Origin of the sequence: Dactylosporangium sp. CA-052675, from assembly GCF_050947935.1 — a bacterium.
Classification (GTDB): Bacteria; Actinomycetota; Actinomycetes; order Mycobacteriales; family Micromonosporaceae; genus Dactylosporangium.
This window is the reverse complement of record NZ_CP192010.1, coordinates 878510-898781: the sequence shown is the minus strand read 5'-3', so window position 1 is coordinate 898781 and position 20272 is coordinate 878510. Positions and strand designations below refer to the sequence as shown.

The 20272-nt window shown below is 72.9% G+C and carries 18 protein-coding genes and 1 tRNA gene; 4 read left to right on the top strand and 15 right to left on the bottom strand.

Annotation, left to right across the window (positions count from 1 at the left end; all coding sequences use genetic code 11):
• Window positions 1-15 precede the first annotated feature (15 nt).
• The 7 genes from ACQP1P_RS04110 to ACQP1P_RS04080 all read right to left on the bottom strand — a co-directional run bounded on the left by ACQP1P_RS04110 (window position 16) and on the right by ACQP1P_RS04080 (window position 7052).
• Window positions 16-843: a 3'(2'),5'-bisphosphate nucleotidase CysQ gene (locus tag ACQP1P_RS04110; protein ID WP_433083240.1), complete on the bottom strand. Its 828-nt coding sequence runs from the start codon at window positions 841-843 to the stop codon at window positions 16-18.
• Window positions 843-2666 carry a sugar transferase gene (locus tag ACQP1P_RS04105; protein ID WP_433083238.1) on the bottom strand — a complete coding sequence of 608 codons (1824 nt, stop codon included), beginning with the start codon at window positions 2664-2666 and terminating at the stop codon, window positions 843-845. The genes ACQP1P_RS04110 and ACQP1P_RS04105 overlap by 1 nt, the downstream gene beginning before the upstream one ends.
• A 124-nt stretch (window positions 2667-2790) precedes the next feature.
• Window positions 2791-3378, bottom strand: a complete 588-nt coding sequence (gene pth, locus ACQP1P_RS04100; protein WP_433083236.1) for an aminoacyl-tRNA hydrolase — start codon at window positions 3376-3378, stop codon at window positions 2791-2793.
• Window positions 3379-3453: 75 nt separating this feature from the next.
• Entirely contained in the window at window positions 3454-4071 is a 618-nt protein-coding gene (locus ACQP1P_RS04095; protein ID WP_433083234.1) for a 50S ribosomal protein L25/general stress protein Ctc, read from the bottom strand.
• A gap of 376 nt (window positions 4072-4447) precedes the next feature.
• Window positions 4448-5428 (bottom strand): ribose-phosphate diphosphokinase, encoded by a 981-nt coding sequence (locus ACQP1P_RS04090; protein ID WP_350626173.1) that lies wholly within the window; start codon window positions 5426-5428, stop codon window positions 4448-4450.
• 33 nt (window positions 5429-5461) lie between these two features.
• Window positions 5462-6967: a bifunctional UDP-N-acetylglucosamine diphosphorylase/glucosamine-1-phosphate N-acetyltransferase GlmU gene (gene glmU / locus ACQP1P_RS04085; RefSeq protein WP_433083232.1), complete on the bottom strand. Its 1506-nt coding sequence runs from the start codon at window positions 6965-6967 to the stop codon at window positions 5462-5464.
• Window positions 6968-6977: 10 nt separating this feature from the next.
• Window positions 6978-7052: transfer RNA gene (locus tag ACQP1P_RS04080), tRNA-Gln, on the bottom strand.
• Between the two features lie 234 nt (window positions 7053-7286).
• Between ACQP1P_RS04080 and ACQP1P_RS04075 the strand changes: the two genes are divergently transcribed.
• Entirely contained in the window at window positions 7287-8264 is a 978-nt protein-coding gene (locus tag ACQP1P_RS04075; RefSeq protein WP_433083230.1) for an acyl-CoA desaturase, read from the top strand.
• A 77-nt stretch (window positions 8265-8341) separates the two neighbouring features.
• Entirely contained in the window at window positions 8342-8944 is a 603-nt protein-coding gene (locus tag ACQP1P_RS04070) for a TetR family transcriptional regulator (RefSeq protein WP_433089821.1), read from the top strand.
• On the opposite strand, the gene ACQP1P_RS04065 is transcribed toward ACQP1P_RS04070, so the two are convergent.
• The 6 genes from ACQP1P_RS04065 to ACQP1P_RS04040 form a co-directional block, all read right to left on the bottom strand.
• Window positions 8925-10040 (bottom strand): CehA/McbA family metallohydrolase, encoded by a 1116-nt coding sequence (locus ACQP1P_RS04065; protein ID WP_433083228.1) that lies wholly within the window; start codon window positions 10038-10040, stop codon window positions 8925-8927. The genes ACQP1P_RS04070 and ACQP1P_RS04065 overlap by 20 nt on opposite strands.
• A gap of 101 nt (window positions 10041-10141) precedes the next feature.
• Window positions 10142-10612: a DUF4383 domain-containing protein gene (locus ACQP1P_RS04060; RefSeq protein WP_433083226.1), complete on the bottom strand. Its 471-nt coding sequence runs from the start codon at window positions 10610-10612 to the stop codon at window positions 10142-10144.
• A 21-nt stretch (window positions 10613-10633) separates the two neighbouring features.
• Window positions 10634-12427: an ABC-F family ATP-binding cassette domain-containing protein gene (locus ACQP1P_RS04055; RefSeq protein ID WP_433083224.1), complete on the bottom strand. Its 1794-nt coding sequence runs from the start codon at window positions 12425-12427 to the stop codon at window positions 10634-10636.
• Window positions 12428-12435: 8 nt separating this feature from the next.
• The gene (locus tag ACQP1P_RS04050) at window positions 12436-13383 is read right to left on the bottom strand and encodes a 4-(cytidine 5'-diphospho)-2-C-methyl-D-erythritol kinase (RefSeq protein ID WP_433083222.1); all 948 of its coding nucleotides are present in this window, start codon (window positions 13381-13383) and stop codon (window positions 12436-12438) included.
• 9 nt (window positions 13384-13392) lie between these two features.
• Window positions 13393-14241 (bottom strand): 16S rRNA (adenine(1518)-N(6)/adenine(1519)-N(6))-dimethyltransferase RsmA, encoded by an 849-nt coding sequence (gene rsmA / locus ACQP1P_RS04045; protein WP_433083220.1) that lies wholly within the window; start codon window positions 14239-14241, stop codon window positions 13393-13395.
• Window positions 14238-15119 carry a TatD family hydrolase gene (locus ACQP1P_RS04040; protein WP_433083218.1) on the bottom strand — a complete coding sequence of 294 codons (882 nt, stop codon included), beginning with the start codon at window positions 15117-15119 and terminating at the stop codon, window positions 14238-14240. The genes rsmA and ACQP1P_RS04040 overlap by 4 nt, the downstream gene beginning before the upstream one ends.
• A gap of 81 nt (window positions 15120-15200) precedes the next feature.
• Between ACQP1P_RS04040 and ACQP1P_RS04035 the strand changes: the two genes are divergently transcribed.
• Window positions 15201-16382 (top strand): hypothetical protein, encoded by a 1182-nt coding sequence (locus tag ACQP1P_RS04035; RefSeq protein ID WP_433083216.1) that lies wholly within the window; start codon window positions 15201-15203, stop codon window positions 16380-16382.
• Window positions 16383-16546: 164 nt separating this feature from the next.
• Here the strand turns inward: ACQP1P_RS04035 and metG are convergent, their stop codons facing one another.
• Entirely contained in the window at window positions 16547-18310 is a 1764-nt protein-coding gene (metG, locus tag ACQP1P_RS04030; protein WP_433083214.1) for a methionine--tRNA ligase, read from the bottom strand.
• A gap of 129 nt (window positions 18311-18439) precedes the next feature.
• Between metG and ACQP1P_RS04025 the strand changes: the two genes are divergently transcribed.
• Window positions 18440-19393, top strand: coding sequence for a hypothetical protein (locus ACQP1P_RS04025; RefSeq protein ID WP_433083212.1), 954 nt, complete (start codon window positions 18440-18442; stop codon window positions 19391-19393).
• 4 nt (window positions 19394-19397) lie between these two features.
• On the opposite strand, the gene rsmI is transcribed toward ACQP1P_RS04025, so the two are convergent.
• Complete coding sequence (gene rsmI, locus ACQP1P_RS04020; protein ID WP_433083210.1) at window positions 19398-20243, bottom strand: 16S rRNA (cytidine(1402)-2'-O)-methyltransferase; 846 nt, start codon at window positions 20241-20243, stop codon at window positions 19398-19400.
• Between the last annotated feature and the right edge of the window lie 29 nt (window positions 20244-20272).

Genomic DNA, 20272 nt, shown 5'->3' with positions numbered 1-20272 from the left:
AGTGGGCAGGACCTTTCAGCTGTTGATGGCGGCGAGCAGTGACGGTGCCAATGCTTTCCGACACACCACCAGGTCGGGCAGGCGGGGATCGGGCTGGTTGTATTCCAACGTAGTCCCGTCGATACGGGAAGCGTGCAGGCCCGTGGCGAGAGCCACAGCGACCGGAGCGGCGGAGTCCCACTCGTACTGACCGCCCGCGTGCACGTAGGCGTCGACCGCCCCGTCGATCACCGCGGCGATCTTCGCCCCGGCCGAGCCCATCGGCACCAGCTCGATGGGAAGTTTCTCGGCGAGGGCGCTCAGCAGGGCCGGCGGGCGGGTGCGGCTGGCGGCCATCCGGATCGGCTCGCCCTGGACCCCGGGCATCGGCGGGAACGGCGGCGGGGCGTCGGTGCCGAGCACGCAGTGCTGGGCCGGCAGGGCGACCGCCCCGGCGACCAGGCGGCCGGAGCCACCGCGGGCCGGCCCGGGCTCGGACGACGGGTCCTCGGCCAGCCGGGAGTCGGGGGCCGTCTGGCAGTACAGCGCGACGTGCACGGCCCAGTCGGCCCGCCCCTCCTCGCCGAACTCGCGGGTGCCGTCGAGCGGGTCGACGATCCAGACCCGCTCGGCCCGCAGCCGGGCCGCGCTGTCGGCGCCCTCCTCGGACAGGATCGCGTCGGCCGGGCGCCAGCGCGTGAGCTGCTCCACCAGCAGCTCGTGCGAGAGCCGGTCGCCGGCCTTGCGCAGCGCGGCGGGGTCCGAGTAGCCCATCTCCTCGCGCAGCTTCAGCAGCAGGTCCCCGGCCCGCTGGGCCAGCCAGCGCGCGAATCCGCCGTCGGTGGCGGGTGGTAGGTCGGTCATCAGTACGCTCCAGCCCCTCGGGTCACAGCGCTCAACGTTCGCAGCAGGATGACCAGGTCGAGCGAGAGCGACCAGTTCTCCACGTACTGCAGGTCGAGGCGGACCGCTTCGTCCCACGATAGGTCCGACCGGCCGGACACCTGCCACAGGCCGGTCATCCCGGGCCGCACGGCCAGCCGGCGCCGGGCGTCGTCCGGATACACGGCGACCTCCTCCGGCAGCGGCGGGCGCGGCCCGACCAGCGACATGCTGCCGCCGATCACGTTGAGCAGCTGCGGCAGCTCGTCGAGCGAAAACTTGCGCAGAAGCCGCCCGACGCGGGTGACCCGCGGGTCATTGCGCAGTTTGAACAGTGCGCCGTCGACTTCGTTGAGGTGCCGTAGCTCCGCCAGGCGGGCCTCGGCATCGATGTGCATCGTACGGAACTTGAAGATCACGAACTCGTGACCGTCCTTGCCCACTCTCGTCTGTCGGAACAGTACCGGTCCGGTGGAGTCCATGCGAACCGCAATGGCGAGAACCGCTAGAAGGGGGCTGGCGAGCACCAGCAGGGCGACCGCGCCGACCCGGTCGACGAGCGCCTTGACCAGTCGGCGGGCCCCGTTCAGGGTCGGGTGTTCGACGTGCAGCATCGGCAGGCCGTCCACCGGGCGGATGGTGGTGCGGCTGCCGGCCACGTCGATGAGGGTGCTCGCGACGATCAGGTCGATGTCGTCGCGCTCGAGGTGCCAGGCCAGCCGGCGCAGCGCGTGGCCGTCCAGCTCCGGGCACGACAGCACCAGCACGGTGTCGGCCCGGGCCCGGCGCACCGCCCCCGCGACCTCGTCGAAGCGGCCCAGGATCGGCACGTCCGCGACCTCGCCGGGGCCGGGCAGGCAGGCGCCGACGACCTTCAGGCCGTGGTACCGCTCGCGGCGCAGCTGCCGCGCCATGGCCTCGACCGCGAGCTCGTGGCCGACGACCACGACCCGGCGCATGCACGCGCCGCGGCGCTTGCGGGCCCGGTGCAGCAGCTGGCGGAGCAGGAACCGGGCGAGCAGGCAGCCGAAGGTGACCAGCGGCAGCGCGACGAAGAACCAGACGCGGGCGATGCGGGTCTCGGTGGTGTACGCCACGAAGACGGTCGCGGCCGTCAGCGCCAGGCCCGCCCGCAGCACCCGCTGGTACTCGTCGGTGCCGACGAACAGGTAGCGCTTCTCGTAGGCGCGGTTGGCCGCGAGGCTGGCCGTGAACGCGACCGGCAGCAGGACCGACAGCAGGACGTAGCGGGCGTTGTACAGCGTGAGGCCACCGGAGAAGCGGGCCTCGAACGCCACCGCGCCGGCCATGAGCCCGATGACGAAGTCGAGCACGAGCAGGGTGCGCAGGTAGCGGCCCTCCCATGCCCAGCGGGCGCGGTGGCGGGACGTGCGGCCGGCCCCGGCGGACATGTCCGGCGCGGCGATGCGCACCGGCGTGCGGGTGAACGGGGTGGTGCCGCGCACGGCCGCCTCGACCTCGGCGGCGAGGGCCGGGTCGACCTCGGCGGCCGCGGCGGCGCCGGGCGCGGGGGCGGGCGAGACGGGCGCGGCCACCTCGGCGCTCACCGGGCGCGGCTTCCTCGCGGAGACCTGGCGGATCTGGTTGCGCACCGGGCTGGGGCGGCGGCCGCGCGCCGGGGCGGCCGGGCGGCCGTAGACGGGGGGCGGGGCGGGCGCGGCCTCGGGCTCGGGGCGGGCGTCGACGGTCCGCTCGGGGCGGCGCAGGCCGGCCGGGCGATCCTCGCGGCGGAGATGGGCCGGGCGGTGGAACCCGTCCCGCGTTCGTCCGCTGTCGATCGCCACGCTGCCTCCTTCAGAAGGACCGTTTCCATCAAACGGTGCAACCTGGAGTACAACGTGCAAGTCGGACATTCGTCACGCCGACGGGTTATCGTGACGGGCGTTATCAAATGGCCGAACGGCGCGACTATGCGGCGTGATAACGGTTCTGGGCCGCCTCGAGGCCCTGGTCGACTATCATCTCGACCGCGTCGGCGGTGCGGTCCACGAAGTAGTCCAGTTCCTTGCGCTCGACCGCGGAGAAGTCGGACAGGACGAAGTCGGCCGGGTTCTGCCGGCCCGGCGGGCGGCCGATGCCGAAGCGCACCCGCAGGTAGTCCTTGCCCCCCAGCGAGCTCGACATGGAGCGCAGGCCGTTGTGCCCGCCCTCGCCGCCGCCCTGCTTCAGCCGCAGCTCGGTCCACGGGATGTCGAGCTCGTCGTGCACGGCGATCACCTGCTCGCGCGGCACCTTGTAGAACTGGGCCAGCCCGGCCACCGGGCCGCCGGAGAGGTTCATGTAGGTCAGCGGCTTCACGAGCACCAGGCGCGGGCCGCCGACGCGCAGCCGGCCCTCGGCCACGTCGGCGACGACCCGGCGGTGCTTGCCGAAGCGCAGCCCGGCCCGCTGGGCGAGCAGGTCGGCGACCATGAAGCCGACGTTGTGGCGGTTGCGCGCGTACTCGGGGCCGGGGTTGCCCAGCCCCACGACGAGCCAGGGTGCGGCGTCGGTCACCGGGTCTCCTCACTCACACAGCAAAGTCGCGGCCGCCCGGAAGGCGGCCGCGACTCCACGAAGCTGGTGCGCCGATCAGGCCTCGGCGGCCGCGGGCGCCGGCTCCTCGGCCGGCGCTTCCTCGGCACCCTCGGGCTCGATCGCCTGGTCCTGCGCGGCCGAGACGATCGCGATGACCAGCTCGGGGTCGGCGGCGAGCTCGACGCCGCCGGGGAGCTGGACGTCGGCGGCCTTGACCTGGCTGCCGGCCTCGAGTCCCTCGATCGAAACCTCCAGGTGCTCGGGCAGCTTGGTCGCGTCGGCCAGCACGGCGAGCGTGGTGCTCTCCGTCATGACCAGGGTGTCGCGGGCCGCGTCGCCGGTGAGCTGGACGGGGATCTCGACGGTCACCTTCTCGCCGCGGCGGACCACGAGCAGGTCCACGTGGTCGAAGGTGTCCTTGATCGGGTCGCGCTGGATCGCCTTGGGCAGGGCCAGGGCGGCGCTGCCGTCGGAGATCTCGATGTTGAAGACCTGGGTCATGCCGCCGTGGCGAATGGCCGCGGCGAACTCACGGGCGGGAAGGGCGATGTGGCGGGGGGCCTCGCCGTGGCCGTACAGCACGGCTGGCACCTTGCCGGCCCGGCGCGTGCGGCGGGCACCACCCTTGCCGAACTCCGTGCGGGGCTCGGCGCTGATCTTTACCTCGGACACGACAGAACTCCTGATGCGGTTGTGCGGCGGGCACCGGCCTGCGCGACCGGCTAACAGTTGTCTTCATGCGGCGCTCGGGCGAGGGGGCGCACGGGGCACAGGCCCGGAGCGCCGCGTCGATCACGGAGCCCGCTTCGGCCGTCATGCCGGTTCCTGGGTGGCCGCCGGGGTGACCATCACCCGGCCGTCACACAGCAACCGCACGCCCGGCCCGTGGGGAGCACCCTCGCCGTGGCAACCTGCCTAGCTTACCCGAGGCGGTTCGGCGCCCGAACACCCTCCCCCACAGGCATGACGCACTCCGAAACTCCGGACAAACCGCCGCCGGGCGTGTGGAGGAGGGAATCCCCCACACGCCCGGACTCGTGCGGAACTTCTAGGACAGCCCGCCGAAGAGGGTCGTCACCGAGCCGTCGTCGAACACCTCACGAATCGCCCGGGCCAGCAGCGGGGCGATCGAGAGCTGCGTGATCTTCTCCACCTTGCGGTCGGGCGGCAGCGGAAGGGTGTTGGTCACCACAACCTCGCTGATCCGGCTGGCATCGAGCCGGGAACACGCGGGGTCCGACAGCACGGGGTGGGTGGCGGCGACCACGACCTCGGCCGCGCCCTCGTTGAAGAGGATGTCCGCGGCGCTGACGATCGTGCCGCCGGTGTCGATCATGTCGTCGACGATGAGGCAGACCCGGCCCTCGACCTCGCCGACCACACGGTTGGCCACGACCTGGTTGGGCTTGCTGGGGTCGCGGGTCTTGTGGATGAAGGCCAGCGGGCAGCCGCCGAGCCGGTCGGTCCACCGCTCGGCGACGCGCACCCGGCCGGAGTCGGGCGCGACGACCGTGATCGGGCGGCCCGCGTACTTGGCCTCGATGTGGTCGGCGAGCGTGTTCATGGCGAACAGGTGGTCGACCGGGCCGTCGAAGAAGCCCTGGATCTGCGCGGTGTGCAGGTCCACGGTGAGGATGCGGTTGGCGCCGGCCGTCTTGAGCAGGTCGGCGATCAGCCGGGCGGAGATCGGCTCGCGGCCGCGGTGCTTCTTGTCCTGCCGCGCGTAGGGGTAGAACGGCAGGACGACCGTGGTGCGCTTGGCCGAGCCGCGCTTGAGCGCGTCGACCATGATGAGCGTCTCCATCAGCCAGTCGTTGATCGGCGAGACCATCGACTGCACGACGAACGCGTCGGAACCGCGGACGCTCTCGCGATACCGGATGAAAATCTCACCGCTGGCGAAGTCGTAGGCGTCCATCGGAGTCGGGTCGACCCCGAGCACGGCGCCGATCTCCTCGGCCAGCGCGGGGAACCCCCGGCCGGAGAAGAGCATGAGGTTCTTGCGGTTCTCCGAACTGATGCTGGCCATTGGGGTCGCCCGCTCCCGATCTCGTGGTTGCGCTCATTGTTCGTCGGGAAGACCCGTTTCAGCCACCTGACCGGCCCCGGCGTGGTTTTCTTCACGTGCCTGGGCCGCCTGCGCCGCCTCGGCGGCCGCGGTGCCGGGGCGCTTGCGCTCCACCCAGCCCTCGATGTTGCGCTGCTGGGCGCGCGAGACCCCGAGCGCGCCGGCCGGGACGTCCTTCACGATGATGCTGCCGGCGGCCGTGTACGCCCCGTCGCCGACGGTCACGGGGGCCACGAACATGTTGTCGGCGCCGGTGCGGGCGTGGGCGCCGATGGTCGAGCGCTGCTTGCGCACGCCGTCGTAGTTGACGAAGACCGTGGCGGCGCCGATGTTCGTGTGCTCGCCGATGGAGGCGTCGCCGACGTAGGACAGGTGCGGCACCTTCGCGCCCTCGCCCAGCGTCGCGGCCTTGGTCTCCACGAAGGTGCCGACCTTGGCCTTGCGCCCGAGCTCGGTGCCGGGGCGCAGGTAGGCGAACGGGCCGACGGAGGCCTGCGGCCCGATGTGGGCGGAGAGGGCGTGGGTGCGCACGACCGAGGCGCCGGGGCCGACGACCACGTCGATGAGCGAGCTGTCCGGGCCGACCACGGCGCCCTCGCCGATGCTGGTCGCGCCGCGCAGGTGGGTGTTGGGCTCGACGACCGCGTCGCGCTCGAGGGTCACGGTCACGTCGATCCAGGTGGTGGCCGGGTCGATGATGGCCACCCCGGCGCGCATCCACTCGGCGTTGATCCGGTCGCGCATGAGCGCCCGCAGGCCGGCCAGCTCCGCGCGGTCGTTGGCGCCGAGGGTCTCGGTCGCGTCCGGGGCCCGGTGGGCGACGATCGCCGAGCCGGCCGCGGCCAGCAGGGCGATGACGTCGGTGAGGTACTCCTCACCCTGGTCGTTGTCCGTGGAGAGCTTGCCGAGCATCTCGCGCAGCGCGCCGGCCTCGAAGACGTACGCCCCCGAGTTGATCTCCCGGATCGCGCGCTGCTCCGGCGTCGCGTCGCGCTCCTCGACGATCGCCGCGAACTCCCCGCCCCGGTTGCGCACGATGCGCCCGAGTCCCGTGGGGTCCGGGACCTCGGCGGTGAGCACGGTGGCCGCCGCCTTCGTGGCCTCGTGGGTGTGCACGAGCGCGGCCAGGGTCTCGGCCCGCAGCAGCGGGATGTCGCCGTTGAGCACGACCACGGTCCCGGTCAGCTCGGGGTTGGCGTCGAGGGCGATGCGCACGGCGTGGCCGGTGCCCCGCCGCTCCTCCTGGGTGACCGGCCGCGCCTCGGGCGCCACCTCGGCCAGGTGCTCGCGGACCTGCTCGCCGCCGTGGCCCACGACCACCGTGACGGTGCCGCTGTCCAGGAACGGCTCCGCGGCGGCCAGCACGTGCCCGAGCAGGGTGCGCCCGAGCAGCGGATGCAGGACCTTGGGGACCGCGGACTTCATCCGCTTGCCTTCGCCGGCGGCCAGGATGATCACGTTTCTCACGGAGCGCTCCTCGACGGTGTCGGTGCGCCTCATCGTAGTCAGGTGGCTGGGGTGCCTGGATTCGAACCAGGACTGCGAGGCTCCAAAGGCCTGCGGGCTGCCGTTACCCCACACCCCACTGCCACCGCCGTTTGAAGCCTAACCTGCGCGTCGATCCCTTTTGCCCCAGGGGCATCCGCCACCCCGCGAGACGAAGTTCAGTCGTTCGGGTCGGGGCCGGGACCGACGAAGATCACAATGGAGCCCCGGGTAACCACCTTGACACGAGCACCGTATGGCCAACCTACGCACCCGTAAGTTACGGTGACGTAGGCGTAGCTCCACCGGCGACGACTCCCCTTTGAGAGGTGCCATGTCCGTATCGGTCCTTGATCCCACGTCCACCGACGGCCCCGATCGCGGGCCGAAGCCGCTCACCGAGGGCAAGCAGCACCCGGGGATCATCGTCGCGCTGTGGGCCTTCGTGATCCTGCCGTTCGTCGCGCTGGTCGCCGCCGTCCCGGTCGCCTGGGGCTGGGGTCTGACCTGGCTGGACGTCGTCCTCGGCGCGATCTTCTACGTCATCGGGGGACTCGGCATCGGGACCGGTTTCCACCGGTACCTGACCCACGGCGCGTTCAAGGCCAACCGCGGCCTGCGCATCGCGCTGACGATCGCCGGCAGCACCGCGATCGAGGGCAACCCGACGCAGTGGGTGGCCGACCACCGCCGCCACCACGCGTTCTCCGACCGTGAGGGCGACCCGCACTCGCCGTGGCGCTTCGGGGAGTCCTTCGGCGGCCTGGTCAAGGGCCTCTTCTACGCCCACGTCGGCTGGCTGTTCTTCCGCGAGCTGTCCAACCGCGAGCGTTTCGCCCCCGACCTGATGGCCGACAAGGACATCCAGCGCATCGACAAGGCGTTCCCGCTCATCGTCACCCTGTCGGCGAGCCTGCCCGCGATCATCGCCGGCCTCGTCACCTGGTCGTGGCAGGGCGCGCTCTCGGCCTTCTTCTGGGCCGGCCTGATCCGCATCGGCCTGCTGCACCACGTCACCTGGTCGATCAACTCGATCTGCCACGTCTACGGCGAGCGGCCCTTCGAGACCCGCGACGGCGACAAGGCCAGCAACTTCTGGCCGCTGGCGATCCTGTCCTTCGGCGAGAGCTGGCACAACCTGCACCACGCCGACCCGACCTGCGCCCGCCACGGCGTGGACAAGGGCCAGATCGACATCAACGCGCGGCTGATCTGGATCTTCGAGAAGCTCGGCTGGGCGACCAACGTCCGCTGGCCCAAGCGCGACCGGCTCGACGCCAAGCGCGTCGCGGCTGGCACGATGCACGGGTGACCGAGCGCCCGGAGGACCTCGCGCAGCCGCGGCCGCTGCCGCCGCCGCCCGTGATCTCGACCAAGTCGCGGGTGCGGATGTCCTCCGCACAGCGCCGTGAGCAGCTCATCGCCATCGGGCGCGCGCTGTTCGCCGAGCGGGGCTTCGACGCCACCTCCATCGAGGAGGTGGCGTCGCGGGCGAAGGTGTCCAAGCCGGTGGTGTACGAGCACTTCGGCGGCAAGGAGGGCCTCTACGCGGTCGTCGTGGACCGCGAGGTGCGCTCGCTGCTCGACCGGATCACCAACGCGCTGACCGCCGGCCACCCGCACGAACTGCTCGAGCAGGCGGCGCTGGCGCTGCTGGACTACATCGAGGCGGAGACCGACGGCTTCCGGGTGCTGGTCCGCGAGTCCCCGGTGATGTCGCCGACCGGCAACTTCATGAGCGTGCTCAACGACGTGGCCCACCAGGCCGAGCACATCCTGGGCGCGGAGTTCAAGCGGCGCGGCTTCGACCCGAAGCTCGCCGAGCTCTACTCGCAGGCGCTCGTCGGCATGGTGGCGCTGACCGGCCGCTGGTGGCTGGAGGTGCGCAAGCCCAAGAAGGAAGTGGTGGCCGCGCACCTGGTCAACCTCGCCTGGAACGGCCTGTCCAACATGGAGGGCAAGCCGACGCTGGTCACCCGCGCGGGGAAGTGAAGAACGGGCTGCAGTAGGCCACGGCGTGCCCGGCCGAGCGATAGCCGGGCAGGTCCGCGGCCCGCGGGTCGGCCGGGCGGGCCGGGTCGGTGACCCGCAGCACGGTCCAGTCGCCCTCCCGCAGCGGCGCGCGCAGGCGCAGCGTCCCGCCCGAGACGCGGAAGTCGTGCTCGGCGACCACCTCCGGCACCGGCTCGCCGCGCTGCAGCACCTGCAGGCGCAGCGGGTGCCCGAGCCACTCGTCCGGCGCCGCGAAATCCAGCTCGATCCGCGCGATCCGGCCCTGGTACCGCACGTGCCGCCCCATCGCCGCGCCGTTGAGCCGCGCGTCGGCCCGCAGGCCGCGCTCCCGGGTCGCGAACATGCGCCGGCCCAGCATCGCCGCCCGCACGCCGTCGCGGGTGCGGCTCGGGGCCCACAGGCCCGTGCGCCCGAGGCCCGCGTGGAATCCCCAGCCCTCGCGGTGCTCGTCGGTCACCCCGGCCAGCCCGACCCGCCAGCCGGCATCCAGGCAGGCGACCAGCGGCGAGAGCTCCCCGCCGTCGACGCCCTCGAAGAGGTAGTCCTCGTCGCGGTTGAACATCTCGAGCGCGACCAGGCGGCGGGCCAGGCGCGGGTCGTACCGGAACCGCCCGAAGCGGCCGGGCTCGCGCCCGGGGTGGTTGAAGCCGACGAGCTCGTCCCCGGCCGCGAGCCACTCGTAGAACGCCGGGATCGCCGTGCCCGCGCCGCCGGTCTGCAGCGGCTCCACCCAGCGGTCGCCGCCCCAGACGTTCATGTGCCCGAGCGTCGTGCTCGACCACTCGAAGCCGCGCAGGGCCACGAATGCGCCGGGCTCGTCGGCCGCGTCGGCGAGCTTGCCGAGCCGCCGCCAGCCCTCGTCGTCGATGGTCTTGGCGGGCTCGCAGGGGCCGTACGCGTGGTCGGTCACCGCGGCGACGTCGAGGCCGGCGGCCCGCATCGAGGCGAACGCCTCGCCGGCCCAGCCGGCCCCGTCCGAGAGCCGCGTGTGGTTGTGCAGGTCCGCATGCAACAGCAGCTCGCCCCGGGCGGGCGGCTCGTCATCACCCTCGGTGATCAGTAGCGCGTCCGGCATCTCCCCAGCCCAGCACCGCGGGGGTACGAGGGCGAGGAATCGGTGCGAACTCCTGGCGAACGCTCGTGCGCCCGGCAGGCGGTCAGGCGACCGGCGGGCGGTCAGGCCAGGGTGGCGCTGTGGCGGTGCTCATCCGTGGCCGTCGCCGCGGCCGTCGGGCCGACGCGGTCGTAGAGGCTCGCGGTGCCGATGATCCCGGCGAGGATGAAGGTGACGATCACGTTGACCATGGAGAAGGCGAACACGTTCGCCTCGGTCTGCATGAGCGCCAGCGACGCCATGCCGACCACGGTCAGCACCACGCCCGCGAGCGTGTTGATCGCGTGCGCCACGTTGCGGCCGATGATGTTCGCGCCGAGCACGATCACGCCGGCGACGATCGAGAGCAGGGCGAACGCCGGGTTCGTGCGCAGGCCCAGCACCCACTCGGCCTCGTCGCGGGTGAAGAAGTCCGAGCCGGACGTCTCGATGAAGCCGACCACGCCGTAGACGAGCATGTAGAGGCCCGTCACCGCTGCGAGCAGCCGGTAGAGCGGCCGGAGGTGGTGGTTGACCGGGAAGTGTGAGGCCATGTAACCAATCCTAAGATGACCTCACCCGGCGATCTCGGCCAGGGCGAGCCATTGCTCCTCGATATCGGCTTTTTCCTGCTGTACGGCCCGAAGCTGAGCGTCCAGCTCGGTGATCTTCGTGTAGTCGGTGGCGTGCTCGGCGAGCTGGGCGTGCAGCTGCGCCTCCTTCTGGCTCAGCTTGTCCATGCTGCGCTCGAGCTTCGCCAGCTCCTTCTTCGCCGCCTTCTGGTCCTTCTCGCTCGCCCGCAGATCGGGCGCCCGCTCGGTGACGACCGGCTGCGGCTTGGCCGCCCCGAAGCCGGATGAGTCCGACACGTGGGCCAGGTACTCCTCGACGCCGCCCGGCAGGTGCCGCAGCCGCCCGTCGCCGTGCATGCCGTAGACCACGTCGGCGACGCGCTCGACCAGGTACCGGTCGTGGCTGGCCACGATGAGCGTGCCCGGCCAGGTGTCGAGCAGGTCCTCGAGCGCGGCCAGGGTGTCGATGTCCAGGTCGTTCGTCGGCTCGTCCAGCAGCAGCACGTTGGGCTCGGTGGCCAGCAGGCGCAGCAGCTGCAGCCGGCGCCGCTCGCCGCCGGAGAGGTCGCCGACCGGGGTCCAGACCCGGGCGCCGGTGAAGCCGAAGACCTCGGCCAGCTGGGCGGCGGACAGCTCCCGGTCGCCGAGCTTGACCCGCTTGGCCACCTCCTCGACCGCCTCCAGCAGCCGCAGGTCGTTGGGCAGCTCGCGCAGCTCCTGCGACAGGAACGCCGGGCGGACCGTGGTGCCGCGCAGGACGCGGCCGCCGTCGGGCTCGCGGACGCCCGCGAGCACACGCAGCAGCGTGGTCTTGCCCGCGCCGTTGGCCCCGAGCACGGCGATGCGGTCGCCGGGGCCGACGATCCAGTCGGTGGGATCGAGCAGGGTCCGCTCCCCCGCCCGCAGCGTGACGCCGTCGAGCTCGTAGACCTGCTTGCCCAGCCGGGTCACGGCGAGGCGCTGCAGCGACACGGTGTCGCGGGCGGGCGGGACGTCGGCGATGAGCGCGTTGGCCGCGTCGATGCGGAACTTGGGCTTGCTGGTGCGGGCCGGCGGGCCGCGGCGCAGCCAGGCGATCTCCTTGCGCAGCAGGTTCTGCCGGCGGGCCTCGGTCTCGGCCGCGACCCGCACCCGCTCGGCCCGGGCCAGGGTCCAGGCCGCGTAGCCGCCCTCGTAGGCGCGCACGGTCGCGTCGGCGACCTCCCACGTGGTCGTGCACACCGCGTCGAGGAACCAGCGGTCGTGGGTGACGACGATGAGCGCGCCGCGGCGCTGCAGCAGGTGCCGGGCCAGCCAGGCGATGCCGGCCACGTCGAGGTGGTTGGTGGGCTCGTCGAGGATGAGCAGGTCGGCCGGGCGCACCAGCAGCGCGGCGAGCGCGACGCGGCGCCGCTCGCCGCCGGACATCGGGCCGACGGGCGCGTCCAGGCCCAGGTGCGGCATGCCGAGCCCGTTCAGCACCGTGCGCACGCCCGCGTCGCCCGCCCACTCGTGCTCGGCGGCGAACCCGGCCGGCAGCCAGGCGGTGCCGAGGATGACGTCCCGGACGGTGGCCTGCGGCGGCAGGTCGAGGGTCTGCGGCAGCGCGGCGACGCGCAGGTCGCGGCGGTGGGTGACCCGGCCCTCGTCGGGCTCCTCGGTCCTGGTGAGCATCCGCAGCAGGGTCGTCTTGCCGGCGCCGTTGAGCCCGACGATGCCGATCCGGTCGCTGTCGTCGATGCCGAGGGACACCTCGTCGAAGATGCGCCCGGCCGGGTAGGTCTTGGAGACCTTGTCGAGACTGACGATGTTGGCCATCTACGCCCTCACAGCACTCGGGCGCCCGGGACGGGGCCGACGGCGGTCTTCACGGCCCGGCAGCACTGCCGGGACTCCAGCTCGGCGGCGAGCAGCGCGGCGTGGCGGGCGTCCTCGGCCAGGAACACACAGGTCGGGCCGGAGCCGGAGACCAGGCCGGCCAGGGCGCCCGCGTCCAGCCCGGCGTCGAGGACGGCGCGCAGCTCGGGGCGCAGGTGCAGCGCGGCGGCCTGCAGGTCGTTGGCGAGCCGGTCGGCGAGCACCTCGGGGTCGCGCTGGCGCAGCGCCGCCAGCAGATCGTCCGGCGTCGCGGCCGTGGAGTGGCCGCCGAGCTGGTCGAACGTGCGGTACACCACCGGCGTCGACAGCCCCTCGTCGGCCACGGCGAGCACCCAGTGCCAGGCGTGGCCGCCGGTGAGCACGGGGCTCACGAGCTCGCCCCGCCCGGTGCCCAGCGCGGTGCCGCCGAGCACCAGGAACGGGATGTCCGAGCCCAGCGTGGCGGCGATGGCGGCCAGGTCGTCGCGGGACAACCCGGTGCCCCACAGGTGGTCGCAGGCCACGAGCGCGGCGGCGGCGTCGGCGCTGCCGCCGGCCAGCCCGGCCGCGATCGGGATCTGCTTCTTCAGGTGCAGCCGCGCGTGGGCGTCGTGCCCGGTCTCGGCGGCCAGCGCCCGCACCGCGCGCATGACGAGGTTGTCCTCGCCCAGCGACAGCTCGCCGGCGCCCTCGCCCTCCATGGTGAGCGTGAGCGTGTCGCCGCGGCGGGCGGTGAGCTCGTCGTAGAGGCCGATCGCGTGGTAGACGGTGGTCAGCTCGTGGAAGCCGTCCGGACGCGCCGGCCCGACGTGCAGGTGGAGGTTGATCTTCGCGGGCACGCGGACCCGGACCGGTCCGTGCGCGGCCAGGCGCGGCCGGTCGAACTCCTCGTCCTCGGAGAAGAGCGGCTCGGTCACTGCTGCACCCTACCCGGGCGCGTCGCCGGGACCGCGATGGCTCGCGATCCGGGTGAAGTCGTCCACCGTGAGCTGCTCGCCGCGCAGCCGCGGGTCGACGCCGGCCGCCCGCAGGATGCGCTCGGCCTCCGGCGCGCCCCCGGCCCAGCCGGCCAGGGCGGCCCGCAGCGTCTTGCGGCGCTGGGCGAAGGCGGCGTCGATCACGGCGAAGGTCGCCGCGCGATCCGCCCCGGCGCCGCCGTGCACCTCGAAGCCGACCAGCCCGGACTCGACGTTCGGCACGGGCCAGAAGACGGCGGCGGGCACCTTGCCGGCCTGGCGCGCGGTCGCATACCAGGCCAGCTTCACGCTCGGCACGCCGTAGACCCGCGATCCCGGCCCGGCGGTGAGCCGGTCGGCGACCTCCTTCTGCACCATCACCAGGCCGCGCCGCAGGGAGGGCACGGTCGCCAGCAGGTGCAGCACGACCGGGACGGCGACGTTGTACGGCAGGTTCGCCACCAGCGCCGTCGGCTTCACGCCGGACAGGTCGGCCCGCAGCGCGTCCCCGGCGATGACGGTGAGCCGCTCGGCCTGCTCCGGCGCGAACTGCCGCACCGTCTCGGGCAGCGCCGCGGCCAGCGGCGGGTCGATCTCGACGGCGCAGACCGCGAGCTCGCGCTCCAGCAGCGCCAGGGTCAGCGAGCCCAGCCCCGGCCCGACCTCCAGCACCAGGTCGTCGGGGGCGAGATCGGCGGCGCGCACGATCCGGCGCACGGTGTTGGGGTCGTGCACGAAGTTCTGCCCGAGCTGCTTCGTGGGGCGGATGCCGAGCCGGTCCGCCAGCTGCCGCACGTCGGCGGGGCCGAGGAGGGTCACGTCCAGCTGCCGAAGGCTCGTTCGCCGTTGGCGGAGATCGCGGCGCACAGGGCGTCCAGGTCGTGCCCGCCGACCTCGGCCAGGGCCCGGACCGTCAGCGGGATCAGGTAGGACGCGTTCGGCCGGCCGCGGAAGGGGGCCGGGGTGAGAAACGGCGCGTCGGTCTCGACCAGGATCGCGTCCAGCGGGGTGACGGCCGCCGCCCGGCGCAGGTGGGCGGCGTTGCCGAAGGTCACCGTGCCCGCGAAGCTGAGCAGGAAGCCGCGGTCGAGGCACTCCCGGGCGAAGTCCTCGTCGCCGGAGAAGCAGTGCATGACCACCTGGTCCGGCGCGCCCTCCTCGTCGATGACGGCCAGGATGTCGTCGTGCGCGTCGCGGTCGTGGATGACCAGCGCCTTGCCGTGCCGCTTGGCGATGGCGATGTGCGCGCGGAAGCTCTCGTGCTGGGCCTTGCGCCCCTCGTCGCCGGTGCGGAAGTAGTCCAGCCCGGTCTCGCCGATGCCCCGCACGCGCGGGTGGGCGGCGAGGCGCTCGATCTCGCGCAGCGCGCCGTCGAGGTCGGCCAGCCGGGGCGCGTCGTTGGGGTGCAGCGCCACGGTGGCGAGCACCGCCGGGTGGCGCTGCGCCGCCTCGACGCCCCACCGCGACGACTCGACGTCGACGCCGACCTGCACCAGCCGGTCCACGCCGGCGGCGCTCGCGCGGGCGATCGCGTCCTCGATCGTGGCCGGCCCGCCGGCCGTGCCCCCGTCGCGGTCCCCGTCGCGGTCCCCGTCGAGCGTGATGTCGATGTGGGTGTGGCTGTCGAGCACCCTGACCGGCAGCGGCTCGGGCGCGGGCGGGAAGGCGCCCTGGCGGCTGTGTTTTCTCGCACTCATCGGGGTCAAGCATGCCACCCTCGGTTTGCCGTTCACGCGCCGTTCACCGAGCCACAATCACCCGCCCCTAGCGTCGGGCAGGTGACGGTAATCGGACACGCGGAAGGGTCCGCGACCCACAGCGTGACGATCGACGGGGTCAGCTACCCGGCCGAGGAGATCGCCCAGGGCGCGGCCTACGAGGTGTATGCGACCCACCCGGCCCCCGGGTTCCTGCCCAATCCGCGGCCGGGCGCGAAGTGGCCGTACCGCCGCTTCGTGCACGCCACGGAGGTGACCTCCGCCCTCGACGGGCTGGAGGACGAGCCGCTGCTGATGCCGGTCACCCGCGCGCTGGACTGGCCCACGATCCACCGCCTGAGCCAGACCCCGGCCGCCGCGTCCGCGCTCGCCCCGATCCGCCGCACCGCGCTCGTCCGGCGGGGCACCCGGATGATCAAGTTCCTGTCCGGCCGGCAGCTGCACGGATACCTCAAGGGCTGGCCGATCAGCGGCTTCTGCTACCGCGCCTTCGACGTCGCCCACCTGCGGACCCCCGAGGACCTGACCATCCTGTCCGGCGACAACACCGGCGGCGTGGTCTTCGCGGTGCGCTGGCGGGCCGTGGACGCCCACGACTACGACGTGCCGCTGGCGAGCAACTACGGCGGCCTGGTGACCATGCCCCCGCACGACCGCCTCGGCCCGCCCGTGATCGGCACCGGCTTCGCCCCGAGCGGCAAGCACATCGTGCCCGAGTTCGTCACCGCCGACCTGGCCGAGCTGCCGGTGCCGGCGAACACGTCGCTGGTCGCCTACACCGGCGACGGCACCGAGGTCACGCTCTACACCTACCTGCCGGAGCAGCGCGCCTGGAGCCGGATGCACGGCCCGCAGTGGCGCCACCTGCTGCCGGACTCCTCCGACCAGGAGTACTTCCCGGTCACCCCGCCGATGACCCGCTACGTGGGCGCCTACCGCGACAACGTGTTCGAGGCGATCGTCGACCCGCCCGGCGAGTTCCGGGTGGCGGCGAAGACCCGCGCGGCTCGCTACCCGCTGGAGACCCTGGCCCGCCGGGTGCCCCGCGCCACCTGGCGCGACGCCCGTTGCACGGTGATCCGCCAGGAGGGCGACTGGCTGCGCCTGCGCCTGTCGCGCCCCGACGGCGACCAGGTGGCCCGCTTGGGCGCCCACTGCGTCGAGCGGGGCCTCTACGAGGCGTGGGCGCCGGCCGGCGAGGTGACCGACGCCCACGAGAGCGACCACTGGTATCAGCTATAGGCTTGGCGCCCGCTTCGCGGGGTACGCGGCGGGGGGTTCCCACCCCGCGCCCCCCATGCCCGCTTCGCGAGCACTTCCTGTGGCGCTTCGCGGGCATTCCCCCGCAGCGCTTCGCTCGACCGGCTAGCGTCCGGCGGGCGGCTCGGCCGCCCGCCGGACGGCCGCTAGCTCTGCAGGCGGGCGAGCTCTTCCTCCACGATGGACTCGTCCAGCTTCTTGAAGACCGGGGTCGGGGCCTCGAGCTTCGTCCCGGCCTCGATCGCGACCGGCTCCCACTTGGAGCCGACGGTGTAGTCGCCCATCAGCACCGGGTAGGTGCGGCCGTTGTCGAGGTCCTCGACCTCGCGGATCTCGGGCATCGGCGCGTGCACCCCGGTGCCGCCGAGCAGCTCGTGGATGCGCTGGGCCGCGTGCGGCAGGAACGGCGTGAGCAGCGTGTTGCAGTCGCGCACGGCCTGCAGCGCCACGTGCAGGACGGTGCCCATGCGGGCCTTGTCCTCCTTGAGCTTCCACGGGGCCTGGTCGGAGAAGTACTTGTTGACCTCGCCGACGATCCGCATCGCCTCGGTGATGGCGGCCTTCTGCCGGTGCTTGCCCAGCAGCTGCCCGACCGACTCGAAGCCGGCCCGGACCGCGGCCAGCAGCGCGTCGTCCTCCGCGGTGCGCTCGCCCGCGGCCGGGATCTCGCCGAAGTTCTTGGCGGCCATCGAGATCGAGCGGTTGACCAGGTTGCCCCAGCCGGCCACGAGCTCGTCGTTGTTGCGCCGGCGGAACTCCGACCAGGTGAAGTCGGTGTCGTTGGACTCGGGGCCGGCCACGGCGATGAAGTACCGCAGCGCGTCGGCGTCGTAGCGCTCGAGGAAGTCCCGCACGTAGATGACCACGCGGCGGGACGAGGAGAACTTCTTGCCCTCCATCGTGAGGTACTCCGAGGAGACCACCTCGGTGGGCAGGTTCAGCGCGCCCAGGGACTGCGGCTTGGGCCCGGAGTAGCCCAGCAGGATCGAGGGCCAGATCACCGAGTGGAAGACGATGTTGTCCTTGCCCATGAAGTAGTAGCCCTGGGCCTGCGGGTCCTGCCACCACTGCCGCCAGGCCTCGGGGTCGCCGCTGCGGCGGGCCCACTCGATCGAGGCCGACAGGTAGCCGATCACCGCGTCGAACCACACGTAGATGCGCTTGTCGGCGCGGTCGCGCCACGCCTCCAGCGGGATCGGCACGCCCCACTCCAGGTCGCGGGTGATCGCCCGCGGCTGGAGGTCGTCGATGAGGTTCCGGGAGAACTTCAGCACGTTGGGCCGCCAGCCGTCGCGGGTGTCGAGCCAGGCGTTGAGCTGGTCGGCGAAGGCGGGCAGGTCGAGGAAGAAGTGCTCGGTCTCGACGAACTCCGGGGTCTCCCCGTTGATCTTCGAGCGCGGGTTGATCAGCTGGTCGGGGTCGAGCTGGTTGCCGCAGTTGTCGCACTGGTCGCCGCGGGCGCTGTCGTAGCCGCAGATCGGGCAGGTCCCCTCGATGTACCGGTCGGGCAGCGTGCGCCCGGTCGACGGGGAGATCGCGCCGAGCGTGGTCTTGGCGATGATGTACCCGTTGTCGTAGAGCCCCGTGAACAGCTCCTGCACGACCTGGTAGTGGTTGCCGGTCGTGGTGCGGGTGAACAGGTCGTAGGACAGCCCGAGGCCGTGCAGGTCCTCGACGATCACGCGGTTGTAGCGGTCCACCAGCTCGTGCGGGGTCACGCCCTCGGCGTCGGCCTGCACCTGGATCGGCGTGCCGTGTTCGTCGGTGCCGGAGACCATCAGCACGTCGTGGCCGGCCATCCGCATGTAGCGGCTGAAGACGTCGGAGGGCACCCCGAATCCGGACACGTGACCGATGTGGCGCGGGCCGTTGGCGTAAGGCCAGGCGACCGCGGCGAGAACACGACTCATGACCTGCAAGCGTAGTGACCCGTCGTGGTGTTCCGCGAACAGGTTCGTGGTGTTGCGGAACCGGACAAGTTCGCCCGACACGCGCCCCACGTCCGAAACGTCGGCTATCACCCGTTGTCCAATGAAAACGTGAGCGAAGAGGCAGTTCGGCGCGCAGGCGCAGGGAACCCCGCCGGAACCCGGGGATGGCGCGGCGAGGCCGCGGGGATTCCGCCGGTCCGGGTCCTGGTGCCGGCCGCCGCCCAGCCGGTGTCGGTGTCCGAGGAGCGCGGTGCCACCGTGCCCCCGTCGGCCGCGGCGCCCCTCGAATCCGGCCCGGCCGCCGCCGATCGGGCCGCCGCCGCGGAGACCGGGGCGGAGCAATTCCCCCTGTGGCCGACCACCACCACGCTGGCGCTGCATGAAAGCACGCCGGCGCACGGCGAGGCCGACGCGACCGCGACCGGCGAGCTCGCGGCGCACGAGGCCGGGCGGGCCGCCGTCGCCGACCACCTCGCCGGGCGGGCCGAGGCCTGGCCGCCGCCAGCGATGCGGGTCATGCGCCAGCCCCGCGACGAGCGCCGCAGCGCGCCGCAGCGCCGCGCCCGCCAGCGCCGGGTCCGGCCCGCGCGCGGCCCGGTCGCCGGGCTCACCGCGATGCTCGTCCTCGCCCTGCTCACCGGGTTCTTCGCGTGGACCAGCGCGGAGCCGTTCTGGCTCGACATGGGGCACCGGGTGCGGGGCACCGCCGAGATCACCTCGTGCAAGGGCACCGGGGTGCTGCGCCGGTGCCTGGCCGAGTTCACCCGTCCGGGCGCGGAGGCGGTCGACGGCACCCGGCTGATGGGGCTCGACGAGCCGACCGGCTCGTCGGTGGCCGCGGTCATGGTGCCGGGCGGGCGGGTCGCCTACGCCGGCAACCCGTCCGGCCTGCGGGTGCGCTGGGCCACCGGGTTCGGGCTGGTGCTGCTGTGCGGGCTGCTGCTGGCCTGGCTGACCGGGGCCTGGCGCTTCGCCCGCCTGCGCGACCGGCTCACGGCCTGGACCCTGACCGTGACCGCCCCGCTGGTGCTCGCCGCCGCGATCGTGCTCGCCGCGTACTGAACCGTCACCCTGCCGAGGGGCCCTGTTTGTGAGCGATGACCGCCGCGTAGACCTCGCGCTTGGCCAGGCCGTGCCGCTTGGCCACGTCCAGGGTCGCCTCCTTGCGATCGGCCCCCGCGGCCACCAGCTCGGCCACCTCGGCCGCCAGGGCCTCGTCGGAGGGGCGCCCGGCCGCGGCCGGGGGCGCGCCCGCGACCACGAGCGTGATCTCGCCCCGGGCCGTCTCGGCGTCCACGGCCAGTTCGGCCAGGGTGCCGCGGCGGATCTCCTCGTACGTCTTCGTCAGCTCCCGGCACAGCGCCGCCGGGCGGTCGTCGCCGAAGGCCTGCGCGAGATCGGCCAGCGTGGCGGCGACGCGGTGCGGGGACTCGAAGAAGACCAGGGTTCTCGGCTCCGCGGCCAGCGCCGCGAAGTACGAACGCCGCTCTGCCTGCTTGCGGGGCGGGAACCCCTCGAAGCAGAAGCGGTCGCACGGCAGCCCCGACACGGCGAGCGCGGTCACGACGGCGCTCGGGCCGGGGGCGGCGGTGACCGGCACGCCGAGCGCCACGGCGGCGCGCACCAGCCGGAAGCCGGGGTCGGAGACGCTCGGCATGCCCCCGTCGGTGACCACGGCGACGGTGCGCCCGGCGGCGAGGTCCTCGGCGAGATCCGGGGTGCGCCGCTCCTCGTTGCCCTCGAAGTAGCTCACCAGCCGGCCGGTGATCTCGACGCCGAGGTGCTGCGCGAGCCGCCCCAGCCGGCGCGTGTCCTCGGCCGCGACGACATCGGCGGTCGCGAGTGTTTCACGCAGGCGGGGGGACGCGTCCTCGGGATTTCCCAGCGGCGCTCCGAGCAGAATCAACGGCACATGTGCGATGGTGGCATCCCGACCCCTAC

Bases quoted from the DNA above. Each gene is read 5' to 3' on its own strand.
- ACQP1P_RS04110 (WP_433083240.1), bottom strand. From the start codon at position 843: ATGACCGACCTACCACCCGCCACCGACGGCGGATTCGCGCGCTGGCTG.
- ACQP1P_RS04090 (WP_350626173.1), bottom strand. From the start codon at position 5,428: ATGGCCAGCATCAGTTCGGAGAACCGCAAGAACCTCATGCTCTTCTCC.
- glmU (WP_433083232.1), bottom strand. From the start codon at position 6,967: ATGAGGCGCACCGACACCGTCGAGGAGCGCTCCGTGAGAAACGTGATC.
- ACQP1P_RS04075 (WP_433083230.1), top strand. From the start codon at position 7,287: ATGTCCGTATCGGTCCTTGATCCCACGTCCACCGACGGCCCCGATCGC.
- ACQP1P_RS04070 (WP_433089821.1), top strand. From the start codon at position 8,342: ATGTCCTCCGCACAGCGCCGTGAGCAGCTCATCGCCATCGGGCGCGCG.
- ACQP1P_RS04065 (WP_433083228.1), bottom strand. From the start codon at position 10,040: ATGCCGGACGCGCTACTGATCACCGAGGGTGATGACGAGCCGCCCGCC.
- ACQP1P_RS04060 (WP_433083226.1), bottom strand. From the start codon at position 10,612: ATGGCCTCACACTTCCCGGTCAACCACCACCTCCGGCCGCTCTACCGG.
- ACQP1P_RS04055 (WP_433083224.1), bottom strand. From the start codon at position 12,427: ATGGCCAACATCGTCAGTCTCGACAAGGTCTCCAAGACCTACCCGGCC.
- ACQP1P_RS04040 (WP_433083218.1), bottom strand. From the start codon at position 15,119: ATGAGTGCGAGAAAACACAGCCGCCAGGGCGCCTTCCCGCCCGCGCCC.
- metG (WP_433083214.1), bottom strand. From the start codon at position 18,310: ATGAGTCGTGTTCTCGCCGCGGTCGCCTGGCCTTACGCCAACGGCCCG.